Annotated in this window: 32 protein-coding genes; 15 read left to right on the top strand and 17 right to left on the bottom strand. The window is 71.2% G+C overall.

Features of this window, described 5'->3' with window-relative positions; all coding sequences use genetic code 11:
• Positions 1-13: 13 nt before the first annotated feature.
• The 5 genes from ACQP2X_RS24575 to ACQP2X_RS24555 all read left to right on the top strand — a co-directional run bounded on the left by ACQP2X_RS24575 (position 14) and on the right by ACQP2X_RS24555 (position 4,006).
• Complete coding sequence (locus ACQP2X_RS24575) at positions 14-484, top strand: GNAT family N-acetyltransferase (protein ID WP_498700611.1); 471 nt, start codon at positions 14-16, stop codon at positions 482-484.
• Entirely contained in the window at positions 481-1,071 is a 591-nt protein-coding gene (locus ACQP2X_RS24570) for a class I SAM-dependent methyltransferase (RefSeq protein ID WP_498700608.1), read from the top strand. The genes ACQP2X_RS24575 and ACQP2X_RS24570 overlap by 4 nt, the downstream gene beginning before the upstream one ends.
• On the top strand, positions 1,071-1,796 hold the full coding sequence (locus tag ACQP2X_RS24565) for a class I SAM-dependent methyltransferase (protein WP_498700607.1): 726 nt from the start codon (positions 1,071-1,073) through the stop codon (positions 1,794-1,796). Before ACQP2X_RS24570 ends, ACQP2X_RS24565 begins: the two co-directional genes overlap by 1 nt.
• Positions 1,793-2,314 carry a GNAT family N-acetyltransferase gene (locus ACQP2X_RS24560; RefSeq protein WP_498700605.1) on the top strand — a complete coding sequence of 174 codons (522 nt, stop codon included), beginning with the start codon at positions 1,793-1,795 and terminating at the stop codon, positions 2,312-2,314. Before ACQP2X_RS24565 ends, ACQP2X_RS24560 begins: the two co-directional genes overlap by 4 nt.
• 735 nt (positions 2,315-3,049) lie before the next feature.
• Complete coding sequence (locus tag ACQP2X_RS24555; protein WP_498700602.1) at positions 3,050-4,006, top strand: tyrosine-type recombinase/integrase; 957 nt, start codon at positions 3,050-3,052, stop codon at positions 4,004-4,006.
• A 6-nt stretch (positions 4,007-4,012) separates the two neighbouring features.
• On the opposite strand, the gene ACQP2X_RS24550 is transcribed toward ACQP2X_RS24555, so the two are convergent.
• Entirely contained in the window at positions 4,013-4,435 is a 423-nt protein-coding gene (locus tag ACQP2X_RS24550; protein ID WP_498700601.1) for an organic hydroperoxide resistance protein, read from the bottom strand.
• Positions 4,432-4,866, bottom strand: coding sequence for a MarR family winged helix-turn-helix transcriptional regulator (locus tag ACQP2X_RS24545; RefSeq protein ID WP_498700600.1), 435 nt, complete (start codon positions 4,864-4,866; stop codon positions 4,432-4,434). Before ACQP2X_RS24545 ends, ACQP2X_RS24550 begins: the two co-directional genes overlap by 4 nt.
• A gap of 72 nt (positions 4,867-4,938) precedes the next feature.
• Here ACQP2X_RS24545 and ACQP2X_RS24540 point away from each other — a divergent pair, with 72 nt between their 5' ends.
• A complete protein-coding gene (locus ACQP2X_RS24540; protein ID WP_498700598.1) occupies positions 4,939-5,451 on the top strand; it encodes a GNAT family N-acetyltransferase in 513 nt (170 codons plus the stop codon).
• Here ACQP2X_RS24540 and ACQP2X_RS24535 read toward each other — a convergent pair.
• Positions 5,419-6,195: an endonuclease/exonuclease/phosphatase family protein gene (locus ACQP2X_RS24535; protein WP_498700597.1), complete on the bottom strand. Its 777-nt coding sequence runs from the start codon at positions 6,193-6,195 to the stop codon at positions 5,419-5,421. The genes ACQP2X_RS24540 and ACQP2X_RS24535 overlap by 33 nt on opposite strands.
• A 130-nt stretch (positions 6,196-6,325) precedes the next feature.
• On the opposite strand from ACQP2X_RS24535, the gene ACQP2X_RS24530 reads away from it, so the two are divergent.
• Both ACQP2X_RS24530 and ACQP2X_RS24525 read left to right on the top strand, forming a co-directional pair.
• Positions 6,326-6,790: a heme-degrading domain-containing protein gene (locus ACQP2X_RS24530; protein ID WP_498700595.1), complete on the top strand. Its 465-nt coding sequence runs from the start codon at positions 6,326-6,328 to the stop codon at positions 6,788-6,790.
• A 49-nt stretch (positions 6,791-6,839) separates the two neighbouring features.
• On the top strand, positions 6,840-7,799 hold the full coding sequence (locus ACQP2X_RS24525) for an NAD-dependent epimerase/dehydratase family protein (protein WP_498700593.1): 960 nt from the start codon (positions 6,840-6,842) through the stop codon (positions 7,797-7,799).
• Here ACQP2X_RS24525 and ACQP2X_RS24520 read toward each other — a convergent pair.
• Positions 7,782-8,735 carry a pyridoxal-phosphate dependent enzyme gene (locus tag ACQP2X_RS24520; RefSeq protein WP_498700591.1) on the bottom strand — a complete coding sequence of 318 codons (954 nt, stop codon included), beginning with the start codon at positions 8,733-8,735 and terminating at the stop codon, positions 7,782-7,784. The two genes, ACQP2X_RS24525 and ACQP2X_RS24520, sit on opposite strands and share 18 nt — an antisense overlap.
• Positions 8,736-8,753: 18 nt before the next feature.
• On the opposite strand from ACQP2X_RS24520, the gene ACQP2X_RS24515 reads away from it, so the two are divergent.
• On the top strand, positions 8,754-9,362 hold the full coding sequence (locus ACQP2X_RS24515) for a nucleoside/nucleotide kinase family protein (RefSeq protein ID WP_498700589.1): 609 nt from the start codon (positions 8,754-8,756) through the stop codon (positions 9,360-9,362).
• On the opposite strand, the gene ACQP2X_RS24510 is transcribed toward ACQP2X_RS24515, so the two are convergent.
• The 6 genes from ACQP2X_RS24510 to ACQP2X_RS24485 form a co-directional block, all read right to left on the bottom strand.
• Positions 9,359-9,757, bottom strand: coding sequence for a RidA family protein (locus ACQP2X_RS24510; protein WP_498700587.1), 399 nt, complete (start codon positions 9,755-9,757; stop codon positions 9,359-9,361). The genes ACQP2X_RS24515 and ACQP2X_RS24510 overlap by 4 nt on opposite strands.
• A gap of 92 nt (positions 9,758-9,849) precedes the next feature.
• Positions 9,850-10,698 (bottom strand): sigma-70 family RNA polymerase sigma factor, encoded by an 849-nt coding sequence (locus tag ACQP2X_RS24505; RefSeq protein WP_498700586.1) that lies wholly within the window; start codon positions 10,696-10,698, stop codon positions 9,850-9,852.
• 104 nt (positions 10,699-10,802) lie between these two features.
• Complete coding sequence (locus tag ACQP2X_RS24500; RefSeq protein WP_498700585.1) at positions 10,803-11,414, bottom strand: response regulator transcription factor; 612 nt, start codon at positions 11,412-11,414, stop codon at positions 10,803-10,805.
• Positions 11,411-12,496 (bottom strand): sensor histidine kinase, encoded by a 1,086-nt coding sequence (locus ACQP2X_RS24495; RefSeq protein ID WP_498700584.1) that lies wholly within the window; start codon positions 12,494-12,496, stop codon positions 11,411-11,413. Before ACQP2X_RS24495 ends, ACQP2X_RS24500 begins: the two co-directional genes overlap by 4 nt.
• A 22-nt stretch (positions 12,497-12,518) precedes the next feature.
• Positions 12,519-13,292, bottom strand: a complete 774-nt coding sequence (locus ACQP2X_RS24490; protein ID WP_498700583.1) for an ABC transporter permease — start codon at positions 13,290-13,292, stop codon at positions 12,519-12,521.
• On the bottom strand, positions 13,289-14,215 hold the full coding sequence (locus ACQP2X_RS24485; RefSeq protein WP_498700582.1) for an ABC transporter ATP-binding protein: 927 nt from the start codon (positions 14,213-14,215) through the stop codon (positions 13,289-13,291). The genes ACQP2X_RS24490 and ACQP2X_RS24485 overlap by 4 nt, the downstream gene beginning before the upstream one ends.
• 86 nt (positions 14,216-14,301) lie before the next feature.
• On the opposite strand from ACQP2X_RS24485, the gene ACQP2X_RS24480 reads away from it, so the two are divergent.
• The 5 genes from ACQP2X_RS24480 to ACQP2X_RS24460 are packed head-to-tail and all read left to right on the top strand — an operon-like array spanning position 14,302 to position 17,176.
• Entirely contained in the window at positions 14,302-14,826 is a 525-nt protein-coding gene (locus ACQP2X_RS24480; RefSeq protein ID WP_498700580.1) for a 2'-5' RNA ligase family protein, read from the top strand.
• A 44-nt stretch (positions 14,827-14,870) separates the two neighbouring features.
• The gene (locus ACQP2X_RS24475) at positions 14,871-15,668 is read left to right on the top strand and encodes a class I SAM-dependent methyltransferase (protein WP_498700579.1); all 798 of its coding nucleotides are present in this window, start codon (positions 14,871-14,873) and stop codon (positions 15,666-15,668) included.
• A gap of 38 nt (positions 15,669-15,706) precedes the next feature.
• Positions 15,707-16,252 (top strand): hypothetical protein, encoded by a 546-nt coding sequence (locus ACQP2X_RS24470; protein ID WP_498700577.1) that lies wholly within the window; start codon positions 15,707-15,709, stop codon positions 16,250-16,252.
• An 8-nt stretch (positions 16,253-16,260) separates the two neighbouring features.
• Positions 16,261-16,794: an alpha/beta fold hydrolase gene (locus tag ACQP2X_RS24465; protein ID WP_498700574.1), complete on the top strand. Its 534-nt coding sequence runs from the start codon at positions 16,261-16,263 to the stop codon at positions 16,792-16,794.
• Between the two features lie 28 nt (positions 16,795-16,822).
• Positions 16,823-17,176 (top strand): DUF6204 family protein, encoded by a 354-nt coding sequence (locus tag ACQP2X_RS24460; protein WP_498700573.1) that lies wholly within the window; start codon positions 16,823-16,825, stop codon positions 17,174-17,176.
• A gap of 61 nt (positions 17,177-17,237) precedes the next feature.
• Here the strand turns inward: ACQP2X_RS24460 and ACQP2X_RS24455 are convergent, their stop codons facing one another.
• The 4 genes from ACQP2X_RS24455 to ACQP2X_RS24440 all read right to left on the bottom strand — a co-directional run bounded on the left by ACQP2X_RS24455 (position 17,238) and on the right by ACQP2X_RS24440 (position 21,480).
• On the bottom strand, positions 17,238-19,139 hold the full coding sequence (locus ACQP2X_RS24455) for a prolyl oligopeptidase family serine peptidase (protein WP_498700572.1): 1,902 nt from the start codon (positions 19,137-19,139) through the stop codon (positions 17,238-17,240).
• A 24-nt stretch (positions 19,140-19,163) separates the two neighbouring features.
• The gene (locus ACQP2X_RS24450; RefSeq protein ID WP_498700571.1) at positions 19,164-19,715 is read right to left on the bottom strand and encodes a phosphotransferase; all 552 of its coding nucleotides are present in this window, start codon (positions 19,713-19,715) and stop codon (positions 19,164-19,166) included.
• A gap of 375 nt (positions 19,716-20,090) precedes the next feature.
• Positions 20,091-20,618 carry a GNAT family N-acetyltransferase gene (locus ACQP2X_RS24445; RefSeq protein WP_498700569.1) on the bottom strand — a complete coding sequence of 176 codons (528 nt, stop codon included), beginning with the start codon at positions 20,616-20,618 and terminating at the stop codon, positions 20,091-20,093.
• A 70-nt stretch (positions 20,619-20,688) separates the two neighbouring features.
• The gene (locus tag ACQP2X_RS24440) at positions 20,689-21,480 is read right to left on the bottom strand and encodes an SMI1/KNR4 family protein (RefSeq protein WP_498700568.1); all 792 of its coding nucleotides are present in this window, start codon (positions 21,478-21,480) and stop codon (positions 20,689-20,691) included.
• Between the two features lie 188 nt (positions 21,481-21,668).
• Between ACQP2X_RS24440 and ACQP2X_RS24435 the strand changes: the two genes are divergently transcribed.
• The gene (locus ACQP2X_RS24435; protein ID WP_498700567.1) at positions 21,669-22,679 is read left to right on the top strand and encodes a tyrosine-type recombinase/integrase; all 1,011 of its coding nucleotides are present in this window, start codon (positions 21,669-21,671) and stop codon (positions 22,677-22,679) included.
• A gap of 6 nt (positions 22,680-22,685) precedes the next feature.
• On the opposite strand, the gene ACQP2X_RS24430 is transcribed toward ACQP2X_RS24435, so the two are convergent.
• From ACQP2X_RS24430 to ACQP2X_RS24420, 3 genes are all read right to left on the bottom strand, one after another.
• Positions 22,686-22,934: a DUF5708 family protein gene (locus ACQP2X_RS24430; RefSeq protein ID WP_498700565.1), complete on the bottom strand. Its 249-nt coding sequence runs from the start codon at positions 22,932-22,934 to the stop codon at positions 22,686-22,688.
• Between the two features lie 70 nt (positions 22,935-23,004).
• Positions 23,005-23,445, bottom strand: coding sequence for a GNAT family N-acetyltransferase (locus ACQP2X_RS24425; protein WP_498700563.1), 441 nt, complete (start codon positions 23,443-23,445; stop codon positions 23,005-23,007).
• A complete protein-coding gene (locus tag ACQP2X_RS24420; RefSeq protein WP_498700561.1) occupies positions 23,442-24,086 on the bottom strand; it encodes a hypothetical protein in 645 nt (214 codons plus the stop codon). The genes ACQP2X_RS24425 and ACQP2X_RS24420 overlap by 4 nt, the downstream gene beginning before the upstream one ends.
• Positions 24,087-24,120 lie beyond the last annotated feature (34 nt).

Genomic DNA, 24,120 nt, shown 5'->3' with positions numbered 1-24,120 from the left:
AACAATACGGCCCATGCGCATCCGCCCGGCCACCACAGCCGACATCCCGGCCATCGCCGAAATCGGAGCCACAACCTGGCCACAGACGTACGCCTTCGCCGGCCCCGACTACATCGAACACGGCCTCGCCACCTGGTGGTCACCCCAAGCCGTCGCCCGCAGCCTCACCACCACCGACGTCCTGATCGCCGAAACCCCCACCGGCACACCCCTGGGCACCGGCAACATCGACCTGCGCGGCGACCCCGCCATCATCTGGAAGCTCTACGTCCGGCCCGAAGCCCAGGGCACCGGCGCCGGCCACGCGCTGATCACCGCCCTCATCGACCGCGCCGGCGGCCGCACCGTCCACCTCGAATACACCGACGGCAACCACCGCGCCGCCCGCTTCTACACCGCACACGGCTTCACCGAACTACGCCGCGAACCCGCCCACCACCCCGGATGGCCCGACACCGTCTGGCTCACCAAGGAACAGCCATGACCGACGCCAGCGAATTCGACGCCCTCTACACCGCACCCGGCCACCCACCCTGGGAAATCGGCCGCGTCCAGCCGGCACTCACCGACGTACTCCACCAAGATCTGCCCGGACCCAAGATCCTCGACCTCGGCTGCGGAACCGGCGACCTCGCCATCACCCTCGCCCGCCGCGGCTACGACGTCACCGCCGTCGACGTCTCCGCCGTCGCCATCCACACCGCCCGTACCAAAGCCGGCGACCTGCCCATCCACTTCGAAGTCCAGGACGCCACCACCCTGACCCTGCCCACCACCTACAACACCCTCATCGACTGCGGACTGCTGCACAACCTGCACCGCCGCGGCCACCCCGGCCCCTACCTCACCCGCCTACCCACCCTCGCCGCCCCCGGCGCCACCCTCATCGTCCTGGCCATCAGCCACGAAGGCGACCAGACCTGGGGACTCACCGAGGACTACCTCCGAACCGCCTTCCCCGCACCCACCTGGACCACCACCACCATCGAACACACCCACATCACCGCCGACGACGCCGGCACCACCCTGCACCTGCCCGCCCTGCTCCTGCGTACAACGAAAGCCTCCTGATGCCCCTCATCAGCTACAACACCACCGACGCCCACGCCTTCGCCGAAACCCGCCACCTCACCGACACCGCCCTCGACACCTGGCGCACCGCCATCACCGAACACCTGAACCCCCAACCCGGCCACCACCTGATCGACCTCGGCTCCGGCACCGGCAGCTGGACCACCGCCTTCCACACCTGGTGGCCCGGCACCCACATCACCGCCGTCGAACCCTCACCCGCCATGCGCGACCGCGCCCTCGTACCCACCCAGCCCGGACACGCCGCCGACATCCCCCTGCCCGACACCAGCGCCGACGCCGTCTGGATCTCCACCGTCATCCACCACATCCCCGACCTGCCCGCCGCCGCCCGCGAAATCCACCGAGTCCTCAAACCCGGGGGAGCGGTCCTCATCCGCACGGTCTTCCCCGGACGCCACCACGGCATCACCCTGTTCGAACACTTCCCGGAAGCCGCCGCCACCCTCGAGCACTACCCGAGCATCACCGCCATCCAGAACGCCTTCACCGGCTTCACCACCACCGCCCTGCAACCCGTCCAGCAACAGACCGCCACGTCACTGACCGAGGCCGTGAACAACCTGCGCCGAGAGGCACACACCCCACTTCAACTGATCACCGACCAGGCGTACGCCTCCGGCCTCACCCGCATGCGCGAAGCCGCCACAACCACACCCGGACCGGTCATCGACACCCTCGACCTGCTCGTCCTGCACCGATGACGCCACTGCAAGGCCGGCTCACCACGCTGCGCCCCTGGCGCGACACCGACATCGACTTCATCCTCACCCTGACCAGCGACCCCCTCATCCCACTGATCAGCCACATCCCGGCAACACACGACCCCGACGCCGCCCGCGCCTTCATCACCGCACAGAACACCCGCCACACCCAAGGACACGGCTGGGCCTGGGCCGTCGTACCCCACCACCACGACCACCCCACCGGCTACGTCGGCGCCCTCTGGACCGCACGCACCGCCGGCCGCGCCTCCATCGGATATTGGACCGGGGGACAGGCACGCCGAACAGGCCTCACCACCGACGCCGTCACCACCGCCGCCACCTGGCTGCTCACCCACACCGGCGTCGCCCGCCTGGAGGCGTACATCGAACCCTGGAACACCGCCTCCGCCCGCGTCGCCGAAAAAGCCGGCTTCCAGCGCGAAGGCCTCATGAAATCCTTCGCACCCATCGGGGGAGAACGCAAAGACGCCTACCTGTACGCCCGAACAAGCTGAACGACACGCCCGCTCGACCCGTATCTCCACCACACCGCCCGCCTGGCCCAAATCGGGCAAAAGCCGTAGACGATCTGGTCCAGCCAGGGGAGCGACCCACACGGTGAAGGCAGTCGGCGCACGCGTGCCGCCGACTGGGCAGACGATGCAGCGTGACCCGCAGGATGCCCACCGCGCCGGACGTCGATCAGGCCAAGCGAAACGCCCGTTGCGCGGCCGAGACCGAACAGCGCGATGAGCCGTGGCTTGCCGGACGCGCACGTGGGTCAGCACTCAAAATCGCGCTCAACCGGGCCTCGATCCATCGACGATATCCCAGGTCGATAATCTGCATTATGTTAAGTAGCAGGTTTTGAGGTAGGCGGTGCAGCCCCACCGGCGTCGACGGGTCCTCCCTCGCGCCGGAGTCGTGTCAGTGATCCACCTGTAGCGGGGTCGCCGGAGCTTTCGTGCTGTCCGCGCACGCGGCCTTCCTCTGTGGCGGCGTGGGGATTTCTGTCTCGTGGGACATCGCACGCCGCGCAGCGGCGCCGGCATCATCGCTGACAACGTCAACCCGCCATCGCCATAGCTTCGTCGCCCCACGCACGCTGCTCACCGACGCCCGAACTCCGTGGTCGCCTCGCCGCATCCCCGCTTCCCTCCACGAACTCGCTCGTCGCGGATGTCCCGAGTGCTTCGAATCCGGCAACACCCCTATCGCCAGACACTGCCAAATCGTGGATAATTACTCATATGCAGCAATACCACGACTTTACGGTCAGGGAGCTCATCGCGGACTTTCTGGCCGCTCGGGCCACACGGAAGCCATCGGTCCACACGCTGAAGGCGTACGAGCGGGACCTGAACTTGATCGTGGGTTTGATCGGCGATGAAGAGGTCACTCTGAGTGACCTCTCCCCCCGTGCGCTCCGCGCCTCTTTCGCGAAGTTCGCCGCCGAGCGGGCGCCGGCCTCAGTGGCGCGTGCCTGGTCGTCCTGGAACGCGTTCTTCACGTTCCTGGTCACCGAGCAGGTTGTCGCCGGCAACCCGATGTCGGCGGTCGACAAGCCCCGGCTGGCGGCCCACTCCCCTAAGCCTCTGCGTGGCGAGGACACCCCTGAGCAGCTTCTCGATGCGGTCAGCCGGGCCGATGATCGGCAGCGTGATCCATGGCCGGAGCGCGATCTCGCCGTACTGGCGCTGGCTCTGTGTGCGGGTTTGCGGCTTTCGGAGCTGCTCGCCCTGCGGATCGGTTCGGTCATGGGGCGGGACGGTGAGCGCTGGGTCGAGGTGGCCGGCAAGGGCGGGCGGCCGCGGAGTGTGCCGATCGAACCCGAGCTGGACGCTGTGGTGGACCGTTATGTGGACAGCCGGCGTGTGCGTTTCGGGCGGGCCGACGCCGATGAGCCTTTGCTGGTGGATCGGCGCGGGGTGCCTTTGCAGCGGGGTGGGCTGCAATATCTGGTGCAGTCGTGTTATCGGCGGGCCGGGATCAATGATCGGGTGCCGCGGGGTGCTCAGTTGCATGCTTTGCGGCATACGTTCGCGACGCGGTTGGCCGAGGATGGTGCGAACGCGTCGGAGATCATGCGGTTGCTGGGGCATGCGTCGTTGGCGACGTCGCAGAACTACATCGAGGTGACGGCGGCGCAGCAGCGCGCGGCGGTGCGGGCCAATCGCACCAACCGCGCGCTGCGGGGGCTTTCCTAGGGCCGCTCAGGCGAGGGTGAGGGCTACTTCGATGTTGCCGCGGGTGGCGTTGGAGTAGGGGCAGACCTGGTGGGCGGCTTCGAGCAGGGCGCGGGCCTGGTCCTCGTCGAAGCCGGGGATCTCGGCTTCGATGGCGACGTTGAGGACGAAGCCGGGGCCGTCGGTCTTGGGGGCGACGCCGACGTCGATGGTGATGGCGGTGTCGGTGAGGGTGACCTTCTGGGCGCGGGCGACGGCTTTGAGGGCGCTGTGGAAGCAGGCGGCGTAGCCGGCGGCGAAGAGCTGTTCGGGGTTGGTGAGGGCGCCGCCGGGGCCGCCCATCTCCTTGGGGACGGCGAGGTCGAGGTCGAGGACGCCGTCGCTGGAGCGGACGTGGCCGTTGCGGCCGTCGCCGGTGGCGGTGGCGGAGGCGGTGTAGATGGCGGTCATGTGGTGCCTTTCGTGGAGGTGCGGATCTTGCCGAGCAGGTGGTGCAGTTGGGTGAATTCGTCGACGGTGAGGTCGACGGCGCAGGCGACCTGGGCTGGTAGGTCGGCGGTCTTGGTTTGCAGGGCGGCGCCTTGGTCGGTGAGGTGGATGATCACCGTGCGTTCGTCGGTGGTGCCGCGGGTGCGGCGGACGTGGCCCTGGTTCTCGAGTCTTTTGAGCAGTGGGGAGAGGGTGCCGCTGTCGAGGTCGAGGATGGTTCCGAGGTCGCGGACGGTGGTGGGGCCGCGGTGCCAGAGGACGCGCAGGGCCAGGTATTGGGGGTAGGTGAGGCCGAGGGTGTCGAGTGTGGGCCGGTAGACGGCGGTCATGGCGCGGCTGGCGGCGTAGAGCTGGAAGCACACCATCTGCTCGAGTCCCGTGGGTTCGACCATGACGAGAACGGTAGTGCGCAATTGAATTGTGTGCAACTAGAAACAGCGACCACGCTGTGTGATCATCGGCGCGTGCCGGATATCCGTTTCGTACAGCTCTCCCCCGCCGTGCTGGCCGCTCTGGTCGACGGCGACCTGGACACCGCCAGTGCCGAGGCGGGGCAGCCGCTGAGTCGGTACCTCGTGGACGAGGCCTGGCTGTGGCGGGTCCGTCTGGAGGACATCGAGAAGAATCCCGAGGCCGCGCGGTGGATCGCGCGGGCGGCGGTCAGCGACGGCGTGGTGGTCGGCCATGGTGGTTTCCACGGGCCGCCGGACGAGGACGGGGTGGTCGAGGTGGCGTACTCGGTCGACCCGGAGCATCGGCGCCGGGGCTACGCCAAGGCGATGCTGCGGGCGCTGCTGGAGCGGGCCGCGGCCGAGCCGGGGGTGACCGCGGTGCGGGCGAGCATCCGGCCCGACAATGTGGGGTCGCGGGCGACGATCGCCGGGTTCGGGTTCAAGAAGATCGGCGAGCAGTGGGATCCGGAGGACGGTCTGGAGGACGTCTACCTACGGCCGGTCGAGGTGCACGAGCAGCGGTAGGTGGTCGGAGATGTCGGCGCGCGGGGTGGCGACCTGCACGACGCGGCCGAGCGCGGGGAGGTCGCGGGGGTCGGCCAGGATGTGGTCGAGCTGGGCGCGCGGGGAGAACGACGGGAATGTCGCGGCGCGGGCGAGCGTGCGCCAGCCGGTGACCGCCCTGACCGGCCGTGCGGGCATGTTGAGGTCGCCCAGCAGGACGCGCGGTCCGGGCAGCCCGCGCAGCGCCCGTACGGCGTGTCGTAGTTGCCGGAGGTTCCATCCGGGTACGAACGACAGGTGGGTGGTGGCGACGGTCAGTGGTCCCTGTGGGGTTTCCAGGACCGCGGCCAGCAGCACGCGTGGCTCGTCCTTGAGCAGGCGCAGCCCGTTCTCGGGGTCGTAGAGCGGTGAGCGGATCGGCGCGGCCGGCAGCGCGGTGATCTGCCATCGGGTCACCGGGAAGCGGCTGACCAGGGCGATCCCGTACAGCGGGTGGACGTTGTCGTCGTCGCTGCGCCAGGGCTGCCACTGCTCCCCCGGCGTGCCGACCACGGCGGCCGCGAAGCGGTGCACGGTGGCTCCCATGGCGTCCGCGGCGACGGCGGTGAGGTCGAGCAGGCCGCTGCGGGGCTGGGCCTTGTCGACCTCCTGGAGGCCGAGGACGTCGGCGTCGAGACGCGCGACGGCGTCGGCGACGCGGTCGGCGTGTACCGTCCCGTCGGACAGTGATCGGCCGTGCAGCAGGTTGAAGGTGGCCAGGCGCACGATTACGAACCCTAGCCAAGATGGAGGCCGCGGTGTTCATCAAGATGCTCTGCTGCTCGATGATGATCTTTATCGCACTGGCGTCTTTCGGGATCTGGCTGCAGCGCCGGCGCAACAGATAATGCTGCGCATGAGTGACGATCTGATCGCCCAGCTGGAGCAACAGGAACGCGACCTCGTCTTCGCGCGCTTCGACAACGACGACGCGTGGGAGCTGGGAAGCCTGCTGGTGGGCGTGGCCAGGGAGCGGGGGCTGCCGGTGGTGGTCGACATCCGCCGGGGCACGCAGCAGTTGTTCCACGCGGCGCTGCCGGGCAGTGTCGCCGACAACGACACGTGGATCGACCGGAAGGTGCGGGTGGTCGAGCGGTACGGCGCGTCGTCGTATCTGGTGGGCCGGCGGCTGGCCGCGAAGGGTCAGCAGCTGGACGCGGGCATGGGGGTCGAACCGGCCCTGTACGCGGCGCACGGCGGGGCGTTCCCGGTCCGGATCACCGATGTGGGTGTGGTGGGTGTGGTGACCGTTTCCGGTCTGCCGCAGGCCGATGATCACGCGCTGGTGACCGAGGTCGTGCGGCGGTTCCTTTCGCTCTGAGCGATGAAAGCTTCCCCGGCCGGGGTCCGGGCGGGGAGAGTCGCGGTTCATGAGGGTCCTGGTTCTTGGTGGTACGGGCTTCGCGGGGCGGGCGGTCGCTGAGGAGGCCGCCCGTCGTGGCGACGAGGTCACGTTGTTCAACCGTGGCCGGCGCGGCGGTGCCTCGCTGGTGGGTGATCGTCTGGCGGAGGGCGGCCTGAGCGCCCTGGAGTCCGGTGAGTGGGACGCGGTGGTCGACACGTGGTCGGCCGGGGGCGAGGCGGTGCGGCGTACGGCTGAGCTGCTGCGGGGGCGGGCCGGGCATTACTCGTACGTCTCGAGCCGCTCGGTCTACCGCTGGCTGGCGCCGGGTCCTCTCGATGAGCGGGCGCCCCTGGTCGATCAGACCGAGCAGGGGTACGCCGGTGACAAGCTGCGCGGTGAGCAAGGTGCGGCCGCGTTCGGCGGTCCGGTGCTGCTGGCCCGGGCCGGTCTGATCCTGGGCCCGTACGAGGATGTGGGCCGGTTGCCGTGGTGGCTCAACCGGGTCGCCCGCGGCGGGCCGGTGCTGGCGCCGGGGCCGCGGGAGCTGCCGTTGCAGCTGATCGACGTGCGCGATCTGGCGGTGTTCGTGCTCGACGCGGCCGCCCGGGGGCTCGACGGGCCGTACAACGTGGTCAGCGCACCCGGGCACACCACCATGGGTGAGCTGCTCGAGACGGCGGTCGAGGCCACCGGCGGCGGCGCCGAGCTGCGCTGGACCGACCCCGAGGTGATCGTGAAGCGGGGTGTTCAGCCGTGGACGCAGCTGCCGATCTGGTTCCCGCCGGGGCCGGAGCACGCGTTCATGAACTCGGCCGACGTGTCGAAGGCCTTGCGTGCCGGGTTGCGCTGCCGGCCCGTACGGGAAACCGTCTTTGACACATGGTCCTGGCTGCGGACCCTCGGCCAGCCGGCGCCGCAGCGTGACGACCGGCCGAGGGTGGGCCTCGACCCGGAGGTCGAGCGGGGGCTATTGGGCGAGCAGTGAGGCCAGGCGGGCCGCTCCGACGTTGCCGCCGGAGACGATGACGCCGATGCGGGCCGGCGGCGGGTCGAGGCGCCCGGCGAGCAGGGCGGCCAGGCCGCTGGCCCCGCTGGGTTCCATGACCTGCTTGAGGCGGTCGACCGCGAAGCGCAGGGCGTCGCGCAGCTCGTCGTCGCTGACCAGCACGATCCGGTCGACGAGGTCTTTGTTGATGGAGAAGGTGAGCTCGCCCGGGGTGGGTGCGGCCTGCCCGTCGGCGATGGTGCGCGGCACGGGGATGGTGACCCGCTCCCCCGCCTCCAGGGAGCGTTTGGTGTCGTCGCCGTCGGCCGGTTCGACGCCGATGACCTCGATGCCGGGTTGCAGGCCCTTGGCGGCCACGGCGGTGCCGGCGATCAGCCCGCCGCCGCCGACGGGCACGACGATCGCGTCGAGCGGGCCGACCTCCTCCAGCAGTTCGAGGGCGGCGGTGCCCTGCCCGGCGATGACGTCGGGGTGCTCGTAGGGCGGGATCAGGGCCAGGCCGCGGTCCTCGGCGAGCCGGTTGCCGATGGCGACCCGGTCCTCGCGGTACCGGTCGTAGGTGATGATCTCGGCGCCGTACTCGCGGACGGCGTCGAGCTTGGAGGCCGGGGTGTCGGCCGGCATGATGATCACCGCGGTGGAGCCGAGCTCGCGGGCGGACAGGGCGACGGCCTGCGCGTGGTTGCCCGACGAGTAGGCGGCGATCCCCCGCCTCAGCTGCTCGGGCGACAGCCGGGCGATGGCGTTGTAGGCGCCCCGGAACTTGAACGCGCCGATGCGCTGGAGGTTCTCGGCCTTGAGGTAGACCGTGGCCCCGACCCGCGCGTCCAGCGTCCGCGAGTGGATCACCGGGGTGCGGTGGGCGACCCCGTCGATGCGCTTGGCGGCTTCCCTGATGTCCGGCAATGTCACCATGGCGCCGATACTAGTGACATGAGCCGCGCGGAGTTGATCACCGGTCTGGCCCGGGCGGTGGGATCGGTCACGGTCGCCCATCCGGTGCGGGTCGCCGTGGACGGCGCGCCCGCAGCGGGCAAGACCACCCTGGCCGACGAGCTGGCCGCCGCCCTGCCCGGCGAGGTGATCCGGGCCACGGTCGACGACTTCCTGTTCCCCCGGGCCCGGCGCTACGCGCGCGGCGAGTACTCGGCTGAGGGCTGCTACCACGACACCCACGACTGGGCCGCGCTGCGGCGGGTGCTGCTCGACCCGCTGGGCCCGGGCGGGAACCGGCGCTATCAGCAAGCGGTGTACGACCATGCGACCGACACGGTGCTGTCCCCGCCGCAGCGGACCTCCCCGGCCGGCGCGGTGCTGATCGTCGACGGGGTGTTCCTGCTGCGCCCGGAGCTCCGCGATCACTGGGAGCTGCGGGTGTTCGTGTCGGCCACACAGGAGACGACCCTGCGGCGGGCGGTACTCCGCGAGGGGCGGGCCGACGTCGAGCGGCGCTGGCGCGGCCGCTATCTGCCGGCCCAGCGGTTGTACGCCGCCGAGGCCCGCCCGGCCGAGCACGCCGACATCGTCGTGGACAACGGTTAGAGCGCCGCGGTGAGGTCGACCTCGACCAGTTGCCCCCGGTAGCCCAGCGACGCCACCCCGAGCAGGGTGCTGGCGCTGGTGAACGCCTCAGCCAGCGGCGACGCGTTCAGCTGCTGCCACACGGCAGCCAGCACGGCACTGTCCGGGCTGACCACGTACACGACCGACCGGACCACGTCGGCCGGTTTCGCCCCGGCCGCCTCGAGCACGGCCAGGCAGTTGACGATCACCTGAGCCGTCTGCGCCACGAAGTCCCCCGGCTCACCGACAACGGCCCCACCGAGGTCGAGCGGGCACTGCCCGGCCAGATGCGCCAGCCGCCCGGCTTCGGAGATGGTCACGTGGCTGTAGCCGGCGGGCTCGTGCACATCTGCAGGATTGAGCTTCTCGATCATCGGCCCATCATCGGCGCACCCCCGCGCGCTGTACACCGATTTCAGCCGCGCGGACCGGACTTCCTTGCGCGGTGGCAGTGTGCTCGGTCCGGTCAGGCGGCGGCGAGCAGGCCCTGGGCGGTGGTGGCGCGCAGGCGGGTCGTCATGGTGGAGCGGGCGCCGATCTGGGCCGCGTAGACGGCGCGGCGGCGGGCCACGGCCCCGCCGGCGGCGGCGCCGGTCTGCTTCTGCTCCATGTGGGTGCTCAGGCCGTCCTTGAGCAGGGCCAGGGCCTCGGTGCGCAGCTGCGAGACCCGCGACTCGGTGACGCCCAGCTCGATGGCGACCTCCGCGAGCGGGCGCTCGCGCAGGAACGAGGCCTCGACGACGAAACGCAGCCGCTCGGGCAGCACGGCCACGGCGTCGTGCAGGTAGCCGATGCGCTCGCGGTGCAGCAGCATCTCCTCGGGGTTCAGGGCGGTCTCGGTGACCATGTCCTCGGCCGTGCCGGCGGCGGAGCCCTGCAGCGACAGGACGGCGGCGCGCTGCACGTCGTCGTCGATGGTGGCCAGCTCGCCGACCGCGACGCCGAGCAGCTCGGCCAGCTCGACGTCGCTGGGGGTGCGGCCGAGCTGGGCGGTCAGCTCCTGGCGGGCCTGCTGGGCGCGGCGGGCCCGTGAGCGCACCGACCGGCTGGCCCAGTCCATGCCGCGCAGCTCGTCGAGCAGGGCGCCGCGCACGCGGGCGGCGGCGAAGCGGCCGAACGGCACACCCCGGTTCCCGTCGTACGCCTTCGCGGCCGTGACCAGGGCGGCGTAGCCGGCCGAGGCCAGGTCGTCGCGGTGCACGTGGGCCGGAACCTTGAACAGCATCTCGCGGACCATGTGGCCGACCAGGGCCATGTTCTCGCGGATCAGGGTCTCCTGGGCGCGGGTGACGGTCGTGATGGCCGAGCTGTTCATGGTGGTTCCCCCCTGTCGTTGCTGACGGGGAGAACTTTTTCGGTTGCCGGGTGCAGCCGGAGGTCACTTACGGTTGCTGTCCGGTTGCACCCGGAGAAGAGTTCTCAAGTGAGCAGCCAGCCGTTCTCCATGGCCAGGCGCACCGCCTCGGCCCGGGTGCGGGCGCCGGTCTTGCCGATCGCCGAGGACAGGTGGTTGCGCACCGTCCCGTCGGAAAGGTGCAGCTCACGGGCTATGTCGGCGACGGTGCCGCCGTCGCGGGCGGCGCGCAGCACCTGCGTCTCGCGGTCGGTCAGCGGCGAGTCGCCCTGGGCCAGCGACTGCGCGGCCAGGGCCGGGTCGACCACCCGCAGCCCGTCGTGCACGCGGCGGACCGCGTCGGCCAGCTGCCGGGCCGGGGTGTCCTTGACGATGAACCCGCCGGCCCCGGCCGCCATGGCCTGGCGCAGATAGCCGGCCCGGCCGAACGTGGTCACCATCAGCACCCGGCAGCCGGGGCGGGCCGCGCGCAGGGCCCGGCAGGCGGCGATGCCGTCGAGGCCGGGCATCTCCACGTCCAGCAGGGCCACGTCCGGTTCGGCGGCGATCGCGGCGGCGACGACCTCGTCGCCGCGGCCGACCTCGGCCACGACCTTCAGGTCGTTCTCCATGTCGAGCAGGGCCGCCATGGCCCCGCGCACGAGGGCCTGGTCGTCGGCGAGCAACAGCTTGATCATGTCGGTACCTCCACGCGTACCCGGAAGCCGGGATGATCTTCACGACGGCCGGCGGTGAACGTCGCGCCGGCCGCCTCGGCCCGCCGGCGCAGCCCGGCCAGACCCTGCCCGCCACCGCTGCCCTCAACAGTGACAGGCCCGTCGTCGAGGATCTCGACACTGCCCGGGCCGACCCGCACCTGAGCGTGGGTGGCGTGGCTGTGCCGCACGATGTTGGTGACCGCCTCCCGGATCGTCCAGGCGAACAGCTCCCGGTTGCGGCTGGGCACCTCGTCGGCCACCCCGGGCAGCTCGGCCTCCACGTTCGCGGCGGCCAGGGCCTCGCGGGCGGCGGCGATCTCGCCCGGCAGGGAGATGCCGCGCATGCCCATCGCGGTGGCCCGCACGTCGGCCAGGGCGTCACGGGACAGCGCTTCGAGGTCACGCAGCTCGCCGCGGGCCCGTTCGACGTCGACGTCGAGCAGCCGCTGGGCCAGCTCGGCCTTGACCGCCACCACGGTCAGCGAATGCCCGAGGATGTCGTGCAGGTCGGCCGCGATGCGGGCCCGCTCGTTCTGCACGGCCAGCTCGGCCAGCTCCCGCTGGGCGGCGAGCAGGCTCTTCTGCCGCTCCACGGCCAGCCGGATGCCGTAGGTGGCGGCCGAGCCCAGCAGCACGGCCAGGCCGTATCCGTTGTCGCTCCAGCCCGGCACCAGCAGCGGCAGCAGCTCGGCCAGCGTGAACAGCGCCACCGCGAACGGGACCGCCTGCTTGAGCGGCAGGCACACCATGGCCACCGCGGCCATGTAGACCAGGCACGGCAGGGCGTGGTTGCCGGCGCCGGGGATCTGCAGACCGAACAGGGCCAGCATCACGGCGATGCCCAGCCACATCTTCGGCACGAACCGCGGTGGCGGCGGCTGCTGCCGCGACAGGCGGGCCCGGTTGGCCAGCACCGCGTAGCAGACGGCGAACGCCGCCACCGCCACCAGGCCCGTGTAGCGCCACCACAGGTCGCCGTTGGCCAGCAGCGCCTTGACGTTCTCGCTGAGGTAGAACAGCCAGACAGCGGCGAACAGCGGGCCGAAGCGAGCAGCTGTCATGGCTGTGAACCTACCGCCGCGCTCAGACCCGGGCCGTGTCGCGGCGGAACCGCCACATCGCCCCGGCCGCGAAAACCGCCGTCCACACGATCACGTTGAGCGCGGCCAGCCACAGGTTCCCGTCGTGGGTCAGCGGATAGCGGGCCAGCTCACCGACCCCGTACACCGGTGTGAACTTCGCGATCGTCGCGAACGTGCTGCCGAGCTGGTCGACCGGCACGAACAGCCCACCGGCGAACGACAGCACGGCCAGCACCGGCCCGAGGATCTGCATGACGTTCTCACTCGGCAGCAGATAGCCCATGAACAGGCCGAACGCGGCGAACACGAGAGCGCACACCCAGGCCAGCAGGCCGCACAGGATCCACGCCGAAGCCGGCAGCCGCGCCCCCGAGACGGCGCCGACCGCGAAGGCCACGGCCACCGACACCGCCCCGATGATCATCGCTAGGACGATCTTGGTGGCGATGTAGGCGTACGGGCGCAACGGGGTCAGCCGCAGCTGCCGGCTCCAGCCGGCGGCCCGCTCGATCGAGACCATGGCGCCGCCGCTGGTGGTGGCCAGCATCGCCCCGTACACGGCCATGCTGACCAGCACGTAGCCGGTGAGGTTGCCGCCACCGACCCGTTCGGTCTTGTAGTCGGCGCTGGTGCCGAAGAGCAGGAAGAACGCCGCCGGGAAGATCAGCGTGAAGATCACGGTGCGCTTGTTGCGGACCATCCGCCGCAACTCCAGCTTGATCATGCCGAGGGAGAAACCCCCGAAACGGGGCAGCGTGCGTGTCACCACGGTCATTTCGGCACCTCATCCGCGGTCAGGGCCAGGAAAGCGTCTTCGAGGTTGCGGCTGGTGATCTCCAGGTCCCGGGCGGCCGTACGGGTCAGCAGGTACCGGGCGATCTCATCGCTGTCCGCGCCGTGCAGGAAGATCGTGTCGCCGCGCACCTCGGCCTTGTCCACCCCGGCGATCGCCGCCAGGTCGCCCTCGGCGGCGCCCGGGAGCGTCGCGCGGACCGTACGGCCGGAAGCAAGGGCTTTGACCTCCGAGGCCGTGCCGTCGGCGACGACGCGGCCCCGGCGCACGAAGACCACCCGGTCCGCGTACGCGTCGGCCTCCTCCAGATAGTGCGTGGCGAAGATGACCGTGCGGCCCCGGTCGGTGTCCTCGCGGATGGCCGACCAGAACTCGTGCCGGCCGGCCACGTCCATGCCGGTGGTCGGCTCGTCCAGGATCAGCAGCTCCGGATCGGGCAGCAGCGCCATCGCGAACCGCAGCCGCTGCTGCTGCCCGCCCGAGCACTTGCCCACGAGGCGCTTGCCGACCTCGGTGAGCCCGGCCCGCTCCAGCGCCGCCTCCGCATCGGCGCGGGAACGGCCGAACAGCACCGCCGTCAAACGCACCGTCTCCTCGACGGTGTAGTCCTTGAGCAGCGCCCCGGTCTGCATGACGGCCGAGACCAGGCCCAGCTCGACCGCCTCGTGCGGCGCCCGCCCGTACACCCGCACCGCCCCTTCGGTGGGACGCTGCAGACCGAGCAGCATGTCAACTGTCGTGGTCTTGCCGGCCCCGTTCGGGCCCAGCAGCGCGACCACCTCGCCCGGCCGGATGGTCAGGCTGATGCCGTCGACGGCGGTGACCGCACCGAAGCGCTTGATGACACCGTCGAGCTCGACCGCGGACGCCGCGGTCGTCAATCCAGGTGAAGCCGTGAGGGTCATGCCACCATCGTCGGCCCGCCCGGCCGCCGCCACGTGGGCCGCCCGTCACCGCACGGCCATGACATCCGTCATCCACAATGGCCCCCATGGAACCCACGCACAGCGCTCTGATCCTGGCCGTCGGCGAGGCCGAACCGGCCGTGTCGGCGCACCGCGAGCGCCTCGACGCCGCCGCCGGATGGGGCGTGCCCGCGCACATCACCGTCTTCTACCCGTTTCTGGCCCCGCACGCCCTCGACGAGCACGTCCTGGCCGCGCTGACCGGTGTCGCCGCCTCGGTCCCGGCCTTCTTCTGCACCTTCGAGCACGTCGACTGGTTCGGCGACGACGTCGTCTGGCTCGCACCCACCCCGGCCACCCCGATCGTCGCCCTCACCGCGGCCGTCACCGCCCGCTTCCCCGGCCTGCAGCCCTACGGCGGCGAGTTCACCGACATCGTGCCCCACCTGACGATCGGGCACGGCCACCCGCGCCCCGAACTCGAGGCGGCCGCCGCCGACATCACCCGGCACCTGCCGATCCACACCCGCGTCGACGCGCTGCGGCTGATCACCGGGCGGCCCGAACCCGGGCGCTCGTGGCAGACCCTCGCCGAGTTCCCGCTCGGCTGATATTTGCGTTGCCGCCCCGCACCGGCCGCAGCAGGATCGGCGGCATGCGACCTGAGATCCTCGACTACTACGAGCTCGGCGGCGAAACCCATCGGCTCGACGCCGGCACCGGCCGGCTCGAGTTCCTGCGCACCTTCGACGTGCTGCGCCGCGAACTGCCACCCGCGCCGGCCCGCGTGCTCGACGTCGGCGGCGCCACCGGCGTCTACGCCGAACCGCTGGCCGCCCTCGGCTACGACGTGCACGTCATCGACCCCGTCCCGTCGCACGTGCGCGCCGCCGCCGCCCGCCCCGGCGTCACCGCCGAGCTCGGCGACGCCCGCGGCCTGCCCGCACCCGACGGCCAGGCCGACGCCGTCCTGCTGTTCGGGCCGCTGTACCACCTGCTCGACTTCGGCGAACGCCTCACCGCCTGGCGCGAAGCGGCCCGCGCGGTACGACCCGGCGGCGTCGTCATCGCCGCCACCATCAGCCGCTACGCGTCACTGTTCGACGGCTTCGTCAAGAACTACGCCCTCGACCCGCGATACCGGCCCCGCGTCGACCGGGTCCTCGACGACGGCCGGCAGGAAGCCGTCGGCGAGCTCGGCAACGGCTGGTTCACCAGCTCCTACCTGCACCACCCGTCGGAACCACCGGCCGAGGCCATCGCCGCTGGCCTGACCGTGCGCCGCCGCGTCGGCCTCGAAGGCCCGATCGCCATGCTCGGCGGCCGGCTCACCGAGATCCTCGCCGACGAGGCCGAAACCGAGCTGATGCTCGACATGCTGCGCACCGTCGAGGAGGAACCCACCCTGCTCGGCGTCAGCAACCACCTGCTCACGATCGCGGTGCGCCCCTGACTTCAGGGACCTTCCGGGCGTTGTGGCACACTCCCGCCGTGGGTGACACCGGCGGGCTGGACGCCCGCGCGCTGATCGCCGCCGAGGGCGGCGAATGGTCCGGGCTGCTGTTCGACAACCCGGTCGTGGGCCTGGACGAGGCCCTGACCTGGACGCTGCGGATACCGTTCGCGCCGGTCGGCGGCGACCCGGTGCTGCTCGAGATCGAATGGCTGCCCGACACCACCGGCGGCTGGCAGGCCATGACCGCGCTGAACGTGTCCAGCGGCTCGTTCGCCGAACCGGCCGAAGCGGTCGTCCACCACCACGGGCACCACCGCTACAACCGGGTCGACGTGCGTGTCACCGCCCAGGACGGCCCGCTCATCACCGCCGCCGTGACCCTCGACGGCGACCTCGACCAGCTCGGGCCGGGCCAGATCAGCTGCACCGCCGCGCTGCGGTTCACCGGCATCTCCGTACAACTGCAAGGGGTCTCGACAGCACCCGAGGCGCTGAACAGACTGGCCGGGCACACCGACACCACGGGCTTGATCGAAATCGACGACCCGCGAGGCATCGCGTTCCGCTTCGTCCCCGGTTAGCGTGAATCATGGCAGACGCAGTGGTCATCCCCGGAGCACGCTACGGCCCCGCCGCCGGCCTGCTCGCCTACGTCGGCACCGTCCCCGAGAAACGCGGCGCCGCCGCCCACGCCCACTGGTGGGGCACCAACCCACCGTCCTTGGACAATCAAGAGATCGAGGCTTGGGTACGCGGGCAGATCAGCCCCGTGCTCGACGGTCTCGGCGGCCCCGCCCTGCTCATCGGCAAGTCCCTGGGCACCAACGCGGCATGCGTCGCGGCCGAACGGGGCCTGCCCGCCGTCTGGCTCACCCCGCTGCTGCACTGCCCGTGGATCACCGACGCCCTGCAGCGGGCCACCGCCCCCTGCCTGCTCGTCGGCGGCACCGCCGACAAACACTGGGACAGCGCCACGGCCCGCCGGCTCAGCCCGTACGTGGTCGAGGTGCCCACGGCCGACCACGGCATGTTCGTGCCCGGCCCGCTGACCGACTCGATCGCCGTGCTGGCCCGCATCGTCGTGGCCGTCGAGGAGTTCCTCGACGAAATCCAGTGGCCCTGACCGTTCCCACTGGGCATACTTCACCGTCATGAGCCGCACCATCAGGGTCACCGTGCGTGGCAGCTTCGACAACCTGACCGACGCGCAGCTGGCCGAGCTGGTCGCCGCCCAGGCCGCCCACGACTTCCTGCACACGCAGTACACCCCCGAGGGCCATCTGACGTACGACCTGCCGGCCCGGCCGTTCTTCACGTTCCGCTTCGCCGAGCAGGCCGCCGACGACGCCGACGTGCCCAAGGCGGCCGCCCGCGCCGAAGCGAAGGCCGCCGAGTGGATGGCCGCACGCGGCTACGCGATCAAGAAAGTCACGTCCCAGACGGTCGACGTGGCCGAGATCCCCCTGGGTAAACGCGGCCGGCGCGAGGCCGAGCGAAAGGCCTGACCCCGCACTCGGCTGAGCGGCCGGCCGCGGACGAAGACCCCCAGGCCGGCACGTCGATCGTTCAGGCCCGGAGCCAGCGGTCGAACCAGGCGCGGGTCCGGTGCAGAACGTCGAGTTGGTGGGCCCGTTCCCTGATCGAGTGGCCTTCCCTCGGGTAGATGACGAATTCGTGCTCGGCGCCGAAGTGGCGCAGCGCCCGGTGAAGGTACACGGCCTGGCCGAGGGGCACGTTGGTGTCCTGAGCGCCGTGCAGGATGAGCACCGGAGTGCGGATGCGGCCGGCGAAGGAGATCGGGCTGACCGCGTCATGCGGGTGCGGGCCGATACCGGACCAGCCGGTGCTGCCGCCGAGTGCGGCCTCGAACTGGCCGTTCTCGCCGGTCGCGGCGAGCATGCCCCAGTCGGTGACGCCGGCGCCGACCAGAGCGGCGCGGAACCGGTCGGTCTGGCCGACGGCCCAGGCGGACATGAATCCGCCGTGGCTCCACCCGGCGATGCCCAGCCGGTCGGGGTCGGCGACGCCTCGGGCGACGAGCAGGTCGATGCCGGTCAGGATGTCGGTCCACTCCTGCCGGCCGACCCGGCCGGCGACGCTGGCGGCGAACTGGTGACCGTGGCCCTGGCCGCCGCGCGGGTTGGGCAGGAAGACCGCGTAGCCGGCGGTGGCCAGCCACTGCGCGCTGGGGAACCAGAACAACTGGCACCGGTCGGCATGGCGATCGTACGGGCCGCCATGCACGATCGTGACCAGCGGAAACGGGCCATCACTGGCCGTGCGCCCGACCGGAAGCACGAGCAAGCCGTCCAGGTCGAGACCGTCGGCGGCACGATAGGCCAACGGTTCCTGCGTGCCGAGAGTGATGCCGTCCAGCTCCGGGCGGGTGTCGGTCATCTTCCGCAGCGGCCCGGTCGGTGGCCCCAGGTGAACGTTCGCCGGCTGATAGCGGCCGCCGGTCACAACCGCGATGGTCTCGCCGGCAGCGGTGGCGGTGAGGTCGTCGACGCGTCCCCGATGCTGCGACAGAAGCGTCAGGCCGGCGGGATCGAGCCGGGCCAGGGTGGTGTTCAGACCGTCGGCGAACACCACCAGCGCGGCGGAGCTGGTCTGGCACAGTTCGGTGGGGCACATCGACATGTCGGCGGTGCGGTTGCGCAGAACGCGGCTACCCAGGGCAAGGTCGAACACGGCAGTGCCGGCCTGCAGCCCCGGCGGGGTGAGCGCGAGATAGCCGAGGTGCCAGCCGTCCTCCGCCGCCCACCAGGCCAGCGAGCGCGCATCGGCCGCGACCGGCCCCAAGTCCTCCACGGCCCCGGTGGTGTGGTCGAACAGGTGCAGCCGCCCGCTGCGGGGACCATAGTCATAGTCGGCACTCGCCTGGGTGAGCACGGCGAGCGGGCCGCCGTCGGGCCGTTGCCGCAGCTGCACGACGTGCCGGTCGCCGAAGACGTCCGGCGTGGTGACCCGGCCCGTGGCCAGGTCCAGCAGCCGTAAGCTGGCCCGTGGCTCCCGCTCACCGGCGACGACGGCGTCATCGCGGTCCCGGGCGCGACGCTCGTCCTGCTCGGTGGGCTCGTCCTCGGCGAGCAGAGCGACCAGACCGGGGCCGGCCAGGGGCAGGTGGTCGGTGATACCGGCGCGCCAACTGGTCGACACGGTCACCGTGCCATCGGCGAGGGTGAGCCGATAGAGCTGCGCAAGTCCGCGTTCGGCGCGGTCGGACAGGAAGAACAGGGTGCCCGAGTCCGCGGACCAGCGGGGCCGGGACTCCGTCGCGGTGTCCGCGGTCACCCGGCGTGCCGCACCGGCGCCGCCGGTGCCGGCAAGCCACAGCTCGGTGTCGAGAAAGTCACCGACCCGGCTGGCAGGAGCCAGAACGTAGCCGATGGAGCGCCCGTCCGGGGCGAGAGCCGGGGTCTGCGGGGCACGAGCATCCACCACGAGTTCGGCGATCAGACCTGTCATGCGATCAGTTTGCCGATCACCGTGTCAGTCCCGGCACCCGGTTCGATGCCCGGTGGCGGACCGCTCGGCGAGCAGGCGGCTCACCAGCGGGCGCAACGCGAGCGCTCGGGCGCGGCGCCAGGCCGCGATCGGCAGGACCACGTCCGGGACCGTCGCCGAGCGGAAACGCCACAGCCCGGCCAGGCCGACCACGAACCGCGACGCCAACGGCGGCAACGTCTGCAACAGCCGGTAGGCCCGGTCGGCGGCCACCCGCGGGCCGGCCTCGTGCCCGCTGGCGACCACGTCGGCGGCCAGTTGGGCCAGATCGATCCAGGGGGCGCCGGCCGAGGCGTACGCCCAATCAAGCAGAACCGCCTCTCGCGCCCGCGCCGTGTTGTCGACACGGATGTCGCGGTGCACGAGCGCCTCACCGGCCGTCCACTGCTGCCAGCCGGTGAGCATCGCGGCCGCGGGCTCCAGGTGCGCGCGTTCCCAGTCGTCGGCCGGGCCCAGCTCGAGCATCCGCTGCCAGCCGTCGAACCCGAAAAAGCCGCTCGGCCACCGGGACGAAGGCGGCCGGTGCCCGATGCTCACTGGCCGTATGGCACGCCCGTACCACCGCGGCGATCGCCGCGTCGGTCCACAAGCCGCCGCTCGCACCCGGCGCCCACGAGGTGGCCAGCGCCACCCACGGCCCACACTCGACGGTGGCCAGCCGCCGCGGCGCCGGCACCGAAACCGGCAGCCGATCCAGGATCGCCGCCTCCCGCAGCACCATCGCATGGTTGTGCGCCCGCACCGCCGCCGACTCGGCCTTGACGAAGACCCGCCGCCCGTCGGCCAGCCGCAACCCCACCGCCGGCCCCGGCGACATGCCACCCCGCAGATCCCGATGACTGACCACAGCCGACCCGAGAGCCTGCGCCACAGCGGCCCGCAGCTCCTCGGGCGTACCGGACCAGGCTGCCCTCACCCGCGCGGCTCCTCGCTTTCCCCACGAAGATCGATCACGTAGAACAGCAGCTCCCCGCGTTCGTCGCGCTCGACCCGGCCGACCCGGAACCCCAGCCTTTCCACGATCCGCCGCGACGCCGCGTTCCGCGGCCGGATGCTCGACCAGACCCGCCGCAGCCCCACCGCCCGGCACTCACCGAGCACGGCCGCGGCCGCCTCCGAAGCGAACCCGCGCCCCCGATGGGAACGCCCGATCAGATAGCCGATCTCAGGCTCGACCCCACCGGTACGCCCGGTCAGCATCCCGCAGTTACCGACCAGCACGCCGCTGCCGGCCTCCCGAACGGCGTACCAGCACAGCCCATGCTCACGCCGAGCCTCACCGCGCCGGCGGATCCACTGCTCGGTCTGCGCCAGCTCGGTGAACGGCCCACCCCCGATCGTGTGCGTCAGCGGATCAGAGAACAGACCGTGCAACTCCACGGCATCACCCGCCACGAAATGCCGCAACCGCAGCCGCGACGTGCTCAACGAGGTGCGCATCACCGCATCCTGGCAGACCCGCTCGTTGACGTCGCCCCTACCCGCGCGGGCCCGTGGCCCACCGCTGGATTCACTCATCGAAGCTGAACTCGAACTCGCCGCTCTCGATGCGATCGATGAGTTCGCCGACATCGCCAGTCTGCCGGATGCCGGTCTCCCACCCGGCGCTGGCGGTGTCGAGCAGCAGCACCGGTGCGGGATCCTTCCGCAGATCCAGCACCAGCTGCTCTCGGGAACCGTCACCACCGATGATCGCGATGCCAGGGTGTGCGCCGGCGGCCTCGTCCCACGCCTCATGCAGGCCGAGCATCTCCCGGGGCGTGTTGAGCCAAACGTATGTCCCGCTCGCCAGCCAGCCTCGCCGCAACCAGGACCCGCCCTGCAGGTAGCTTTGCCAAGCTCGCGGCAATGGACGGCCAAGAAACTGCTCGGCTTCAGCGAACTCTGCATCATCGACCGGACCCCGGTAGTCGGCGTCCTCCATGATCGCGCCGACGATGTGGGTGTTGAGTTCGGCCACTTCGCTCGCCGGGATTCGATACTCGAACTCATCGCGGCCAGCGCCTCGGGCCGCTCCGGCCCGGTCCAGAAATCGCCGGGGAAGGTCGAACCGGACCACGTATCCCACGCCCTCAGCGGGCACGGCGCGCTCGCGGCAGATCCTCACAGCAAGCTGACGGTCAGAGACGGCCGAAAAGATCGGCTGGTCCGGTAGCTGCGGCGGCCAAGCACGCCACCCTGACGACGCAACCGCGTCGAGCACACCCTGCCCGACAGACCGCCACAAAGTGACCGCGCCTGTGCCGTCGACATCCGGCTGCTCCGCATCGAGCGCGGCAGAGCTCTGCTCGTGGTCGGTCATGTCGACATTTTCATGCCAGCGTTCCCGGACGCCACCACGGGGTTGCGGGACCGCCGATCGGAGTGCAGTCGGATTATTGGATTACTGATATTTGCAATCCGATAATCCCCTCACGGCCTTTGCGATCAGAATTTCCACGTTCGGCGTGTGTAAGATAATGACCGTTATCCTTCAGCTAGGATCATGGCGTGACGGACGGACCTCAGGAGACAGTCGACGGCGAACTCGTCGCGACCGAGCCGCTCGCGCTGCCCGCGATCGCGATGTCCGCGCCGAGCCGGCTCGCGGAACTGACCACCATGTGGCTCAGCCGGCAACGCTCCGTCCACACCCGCACGGCCTACCGGCGGGACTTGTGGCAGTGGGGTGCGTGGTGCGCGTCGACCGGCCGCGACCCGATGACCGCCCGGGCCGCCGACCTCGACGCGTGGATCGTCGAGCAGCGCGCCACCGGCGCCCGGGGCAAACCGGCCGCCGAGTCCACGATCGCGCGCCGGCTGTCCGCGGTCGCGTCCTGGTACGACTACCTGGTGGTCAACACGGCCGCCGACCCGCAACCGCTGATCACCCACAACCCGGCCCAGGCCGCCGCCCGCCCGCGCATCGACCCGGACGACAGCAGCACCGTCGGCCTCGAACGCCCCGAAGCCGACCGGCTGCTCGCCGAGGCCCGCGCCGACTCCAGGACCAGCTACGCCGTGATCCTGCTGCTGCTGGTCGCCGGCCTGCGTGTCGGCTCAGCGATCAGCGCCCAGATCGAGGACCTCGGCCACGACCGCGGCCACCGCGTCCTCAACCTGACCGTCAAGGGCGGCCGCCGCCGCCGCATCCCGCTGCCACCGGCGCTGTCCCACGCCATCGACGAAATGCTCGCCGAGCGCGGCACCCCGGCCAGCGGGCCGCTGTTCCTGACCCCGTCCGCCCGGCCCCTCTACGAGCTGCACGTCTACCGGCTGATCCGCAGGCTGGCCCGCCGCGCCGGCCTGGCCGCAGCCGACGCGCTGAGCCCACACTCGCTGCGGCACACCGCGATCACCGAGATCCTCGACGCCACAGGAGGCGACCTGCGCCGCGCCCAGGACTTCGCCGGCCACGCCGACCCGCGCACCACCCGCCGCTACGACCGCCGCCGCGACCAGCTCGACAACCACGGCGCCTACCTCCTGGCCGGCCGCTTCGGCGACACCGAGCCGCGATGACCCGCCTCACCGACCGGTTCTGTCAGAACGATTCTCCTGAGGTTTCGGCCTCACCAGCTTTTCGGATCGGCTCGAGGACCGGGCGGCCTGGTAGAGACCCCACAGGAACTCCGCGGCCCCGAACACCATCATGACGGCGCCCACCTTGGTCAAGGTGATGACCGGGGTTTCGACGTCGCCGGTGAACAGCCAGAGGAGCAGACCCACTACGAAGGTCCCCGCCCCGGACAGCAGGATCTTGACCGTCGAGCTCATCGGGCCTCCTCTCAAACGACGCGAAGGCACCGTATCCCGTGAGGGCCTGCGAGCGCGTCCGCCCTAGGTCTTACGACTTTGGGAGGGGGTGCCGGATCATGAACACGTCGACCGGGTCGGCTGACTCCACTGTGAAGCCGTGACGTTCGTACAACCGGACCGCTTGACTGCCCCGCAGCACATTGAGCCGCACGGCCTCGCCGTCGGCGTCGGATCGGGCGAGCACGGCCCGCAGCACGGCCGAACCCAGGCCCCGGCCGTGCAGGGCGGAGGCGAGATAGAAGTGCTCGAGCCACCCCGGCCGCATGGTGATGCTGCCGGCGAACTCACCGGCGTACAGGATGATCGAGGTGTGTTGCGGTGAGAACGAGTCCCGCAGCCTCTGCCGCACCCGGTGCTCGTCGAAGCGGCCCAGGCGTTCCAGGTCGGGGCGCAGCACGACCGCCCGCAGCTCGGCGATGGCCTCGACGTCCTCACCGGTGGCGGGACGCAGGCTCCACTCGGTGGTCATGGGCGGCGCAGCGCCGCCCGCGCGTCCCACACCGTCCAGGCCAGCACCACCGCGCCCAGCCCGGTCAGCACCCACTGCCCGTCGGCCGCCGCGCCGATCACCGCCGTCAGGATCAGCAGCGGGAGCACCGGCCAGGTGGTGCCGCGGCGGCGGGGTGGTTCCGCCTCGGCCAGCTCGCGCGCGTAGCGGGCCACCGGTGCCGGCCCGTTCGGGGCGCCCGCGGCCCGCGCCTCGGCGACCAGCTCGGCCGCCCGGCGCCGGGGCACGTCGTAGCGGCCCACCAACAGGCCGTCGAGGCGGCTCAGCCACGCCTGCTCGGGGCTCTGCCGCCGCGGCGTGCGGTTGAGCAGCCACGCCAGCAGAACCGCCGCGGCGAGCAGCGCCGGCGCCGGAACCGAGCCCAGGCTGGTGCCGGGCAGCTGGGTGAACGCCAGCGCCGTCACCACCACCAGCGCCCCGGTCACCGCGTACGCCCACACCACCCGAGGCAGCGCGAAGGCCGCCAGCAGGGTCGCCACCAGCAGCGCGGTTCCGGTCAGGTCGTCCAGGGTCAGCGGGATCATGAGGCTGCCGGCGGCCCACGCCGCGTACAGGATCGCCGGTATGGCGAGCAGGGACAGTGAACCCGCGGCGTCCTTCACCCTTGTCATTGTGCAAGGTCACGCAAGGCTAGTC

This window comes from Actinoplanes sp. CA-131856, from assembly GCF_050956135.1.
Lineage (GTDB): Bacteria > Actinomycetota > Actinomycetes > Mycobacteriales > Micromonosporaceae > Actinoplanes.
The sequence above is the reverse complement of the archived record's forward strand: the minus strand, read 5'-3'. Positions and strand labels throughout refer to the sequence as shown.

Coding starts and splice junctions, on each gene's coding strand:
- ACQP2X_RS24575 (WP_498700611.1), top strand. CDS start 14: ATGCGCATCCGCCCGGCCACCACAGCCGACATCCCGGCCATCGCCGAA.
- ACQP2X_RS24570 (WP_498700608.1), top strand. CDS start 481: ATGACCGACGCCAGCGAATTCGACGCCCTCTACACCGCACCCGGCCAC.
- ACQP2X_RS24565 (WP_498700607.1), top strand. CDS start 1,071: ATGCCCCTCATCAGCTACAACACCACCGACGCCCACGCCTTCGCCGAA.
- ACQP2X_RS24560 (WP_498700605.1), top strand. CDS start 1,793: ATGACGCCACTGCAAGGCCGGCTCACCACGCTGCGCCCCTGGCGCGAC.
- ACQP2X_RS24555 (WP_498700602.1), top strand. CDS start 3,050: ATGCAGCAATACCACGACTTTACGGTCAGGGAGCTCATCGCGGACTTT.
- ACQP2X_RS24550 (WP_498700601.1), bottom strand. CDS start 4,435: ATGACCGCCATCTACACCGCCTCCGCCACCGCCACCGGCGACGGCCGC.
- ACQP2X_RS24545 (WP_498700600.1), bottom strand. CDS start 4,866: ATGGTCGAACCCACGGGACTCGAGCAGATGGTGTGCTTCCAGCTCTAC.
- ACQP2X_RS24530 (WP_498700595.1), top strand. CDS start 6,326: ATGAGTGACGATCTGATCGCCCAGCTGGAGCAACAGGAACGCGACCTC.
- ACQP2X_RS24525 (WP_498700593.1), top strand. CDS start 6,840: ATGAGGGTCCTGGTTCTTGGTGGTACGGGCTTCGCGGGGCGGGCGGTC.
- ACQP2X_RS24520 (WP_498700591.1), bottom strand. CDS start 8,735: ATGGTGACATTGCCGGACATCAGGGAAGCCGCCAAGCGCATCGACGGG.
- ACQP2X_RS24515 (WP_498700589.1), top strand. CDS start 8,754: ATGAGCCGCGCGGAGTTGATCACCGGTCTGGCCCGGGCGGTGGGATCG.
- ACQP2X_RS24510 (WP_498700587.1), bottom strand. CDS start 9,757: ATGATCGAGAAGCTCAATCCTGCAGATGTGCACGAGCCCGCCGGCTAC.
- ACQP2X_RS24505 (WP_498700586.1), bottom strand. CDS start 10,698: ATGAACAGCTCGGCCATCACGACCGTCACCCGCGCCCAGGAGACCCTG.
- ACQP2X_RS24500 (WP_498700585.1), bottom strand. CDS start 11,414: ATGATCAAGCTGTTGCTCGCCGACGACCAGGCCCTCGTGCGCGGGGCC.
- ACQP2X_RS24495 (WP_498700584.1), bottom strand. CDS start 12,496: ATGACAGCTGCTCGCTTCGGCCCGCTGTTCGCCGCTGTCTGGCTGTTC.
- ACQP2X_RS24490 (WP_498700583.1), bottom strand. CDS start 13,292: ATGACCGTGGTGACACGCACGCTGCCCCGTTTCGGGGGTTTCTCCCTC.
- ACQP2X_RS24485 (WP_498700582.1), bottom strand. CDS start 14,215: ATGACCCTCACGGCTTCACCTGGATTGACGACCGCGGCGTCCGCGGTC.
- ACQP2X_RS24480 (WP_498700580.1), top strand. CDS start 14,302: ATGGAACCCACGCACAGCGCTCTGATCCTGGCCGTCGGCGAGGCCGAA.
- ACQP2X_RS24475 (WP_498700579.1), top strand. CDS start 14,871: ATGCGACCTGAGATCCTCGACTACTACGAGCTCGGCGGCGAAACCCAT.
- ACQP2X_RS24465 (WP_498700574.1), top strand. CDS start 16,261: ATGGCAGACGCAGTGGTCATCCCCGGAGCACGCTACGGCCCCGCCGCC.
- ACQP2X_RS24460 (WP_498700573.1), top strand. CDS start 16,823: ATGAGCCGCACCATCAGGGTCACCGTGCGTGGCAGCTTCGACAACCTG.
- ACQP2X_RS24455 (WP_498700572.1), bottom strand. CDS start 19,139: ATGACAGGTCTGATCGCCGAACTCGTGGTGGATGCTCGTGCCCCGCAG.
- ACQP2X_RS24445 (WP_498700569.1), bottom strand. CDS start 20,618: ATGCGCACCTCGTTGAGCACGTCGCGGCTGCGGTTGCGGCATTTCGTG.
- ACQP2X_RS24440 (WP_498700568.1), bottom strand. CDS start 21,480: ATGACCGACCACGAGCAGAGCTCTGCCGCGCTCGATGCGGAGCAGCCG.
- ACQP2X_RS24430 (WP_498700565.1), bottom strand. CDS start 22,934: ATGAGCTCGACGGTCAAGATCCTGCTGTCCGGGGCGGGGACCTTCGTA.
- ACQP2X_RS24425 (WP_498700563.1), bottom strand. CDS start 23,445: ATGACCACCGAGTGGAGCCTGCGTCCCGCCACCGGTGAGGACGTCGAG.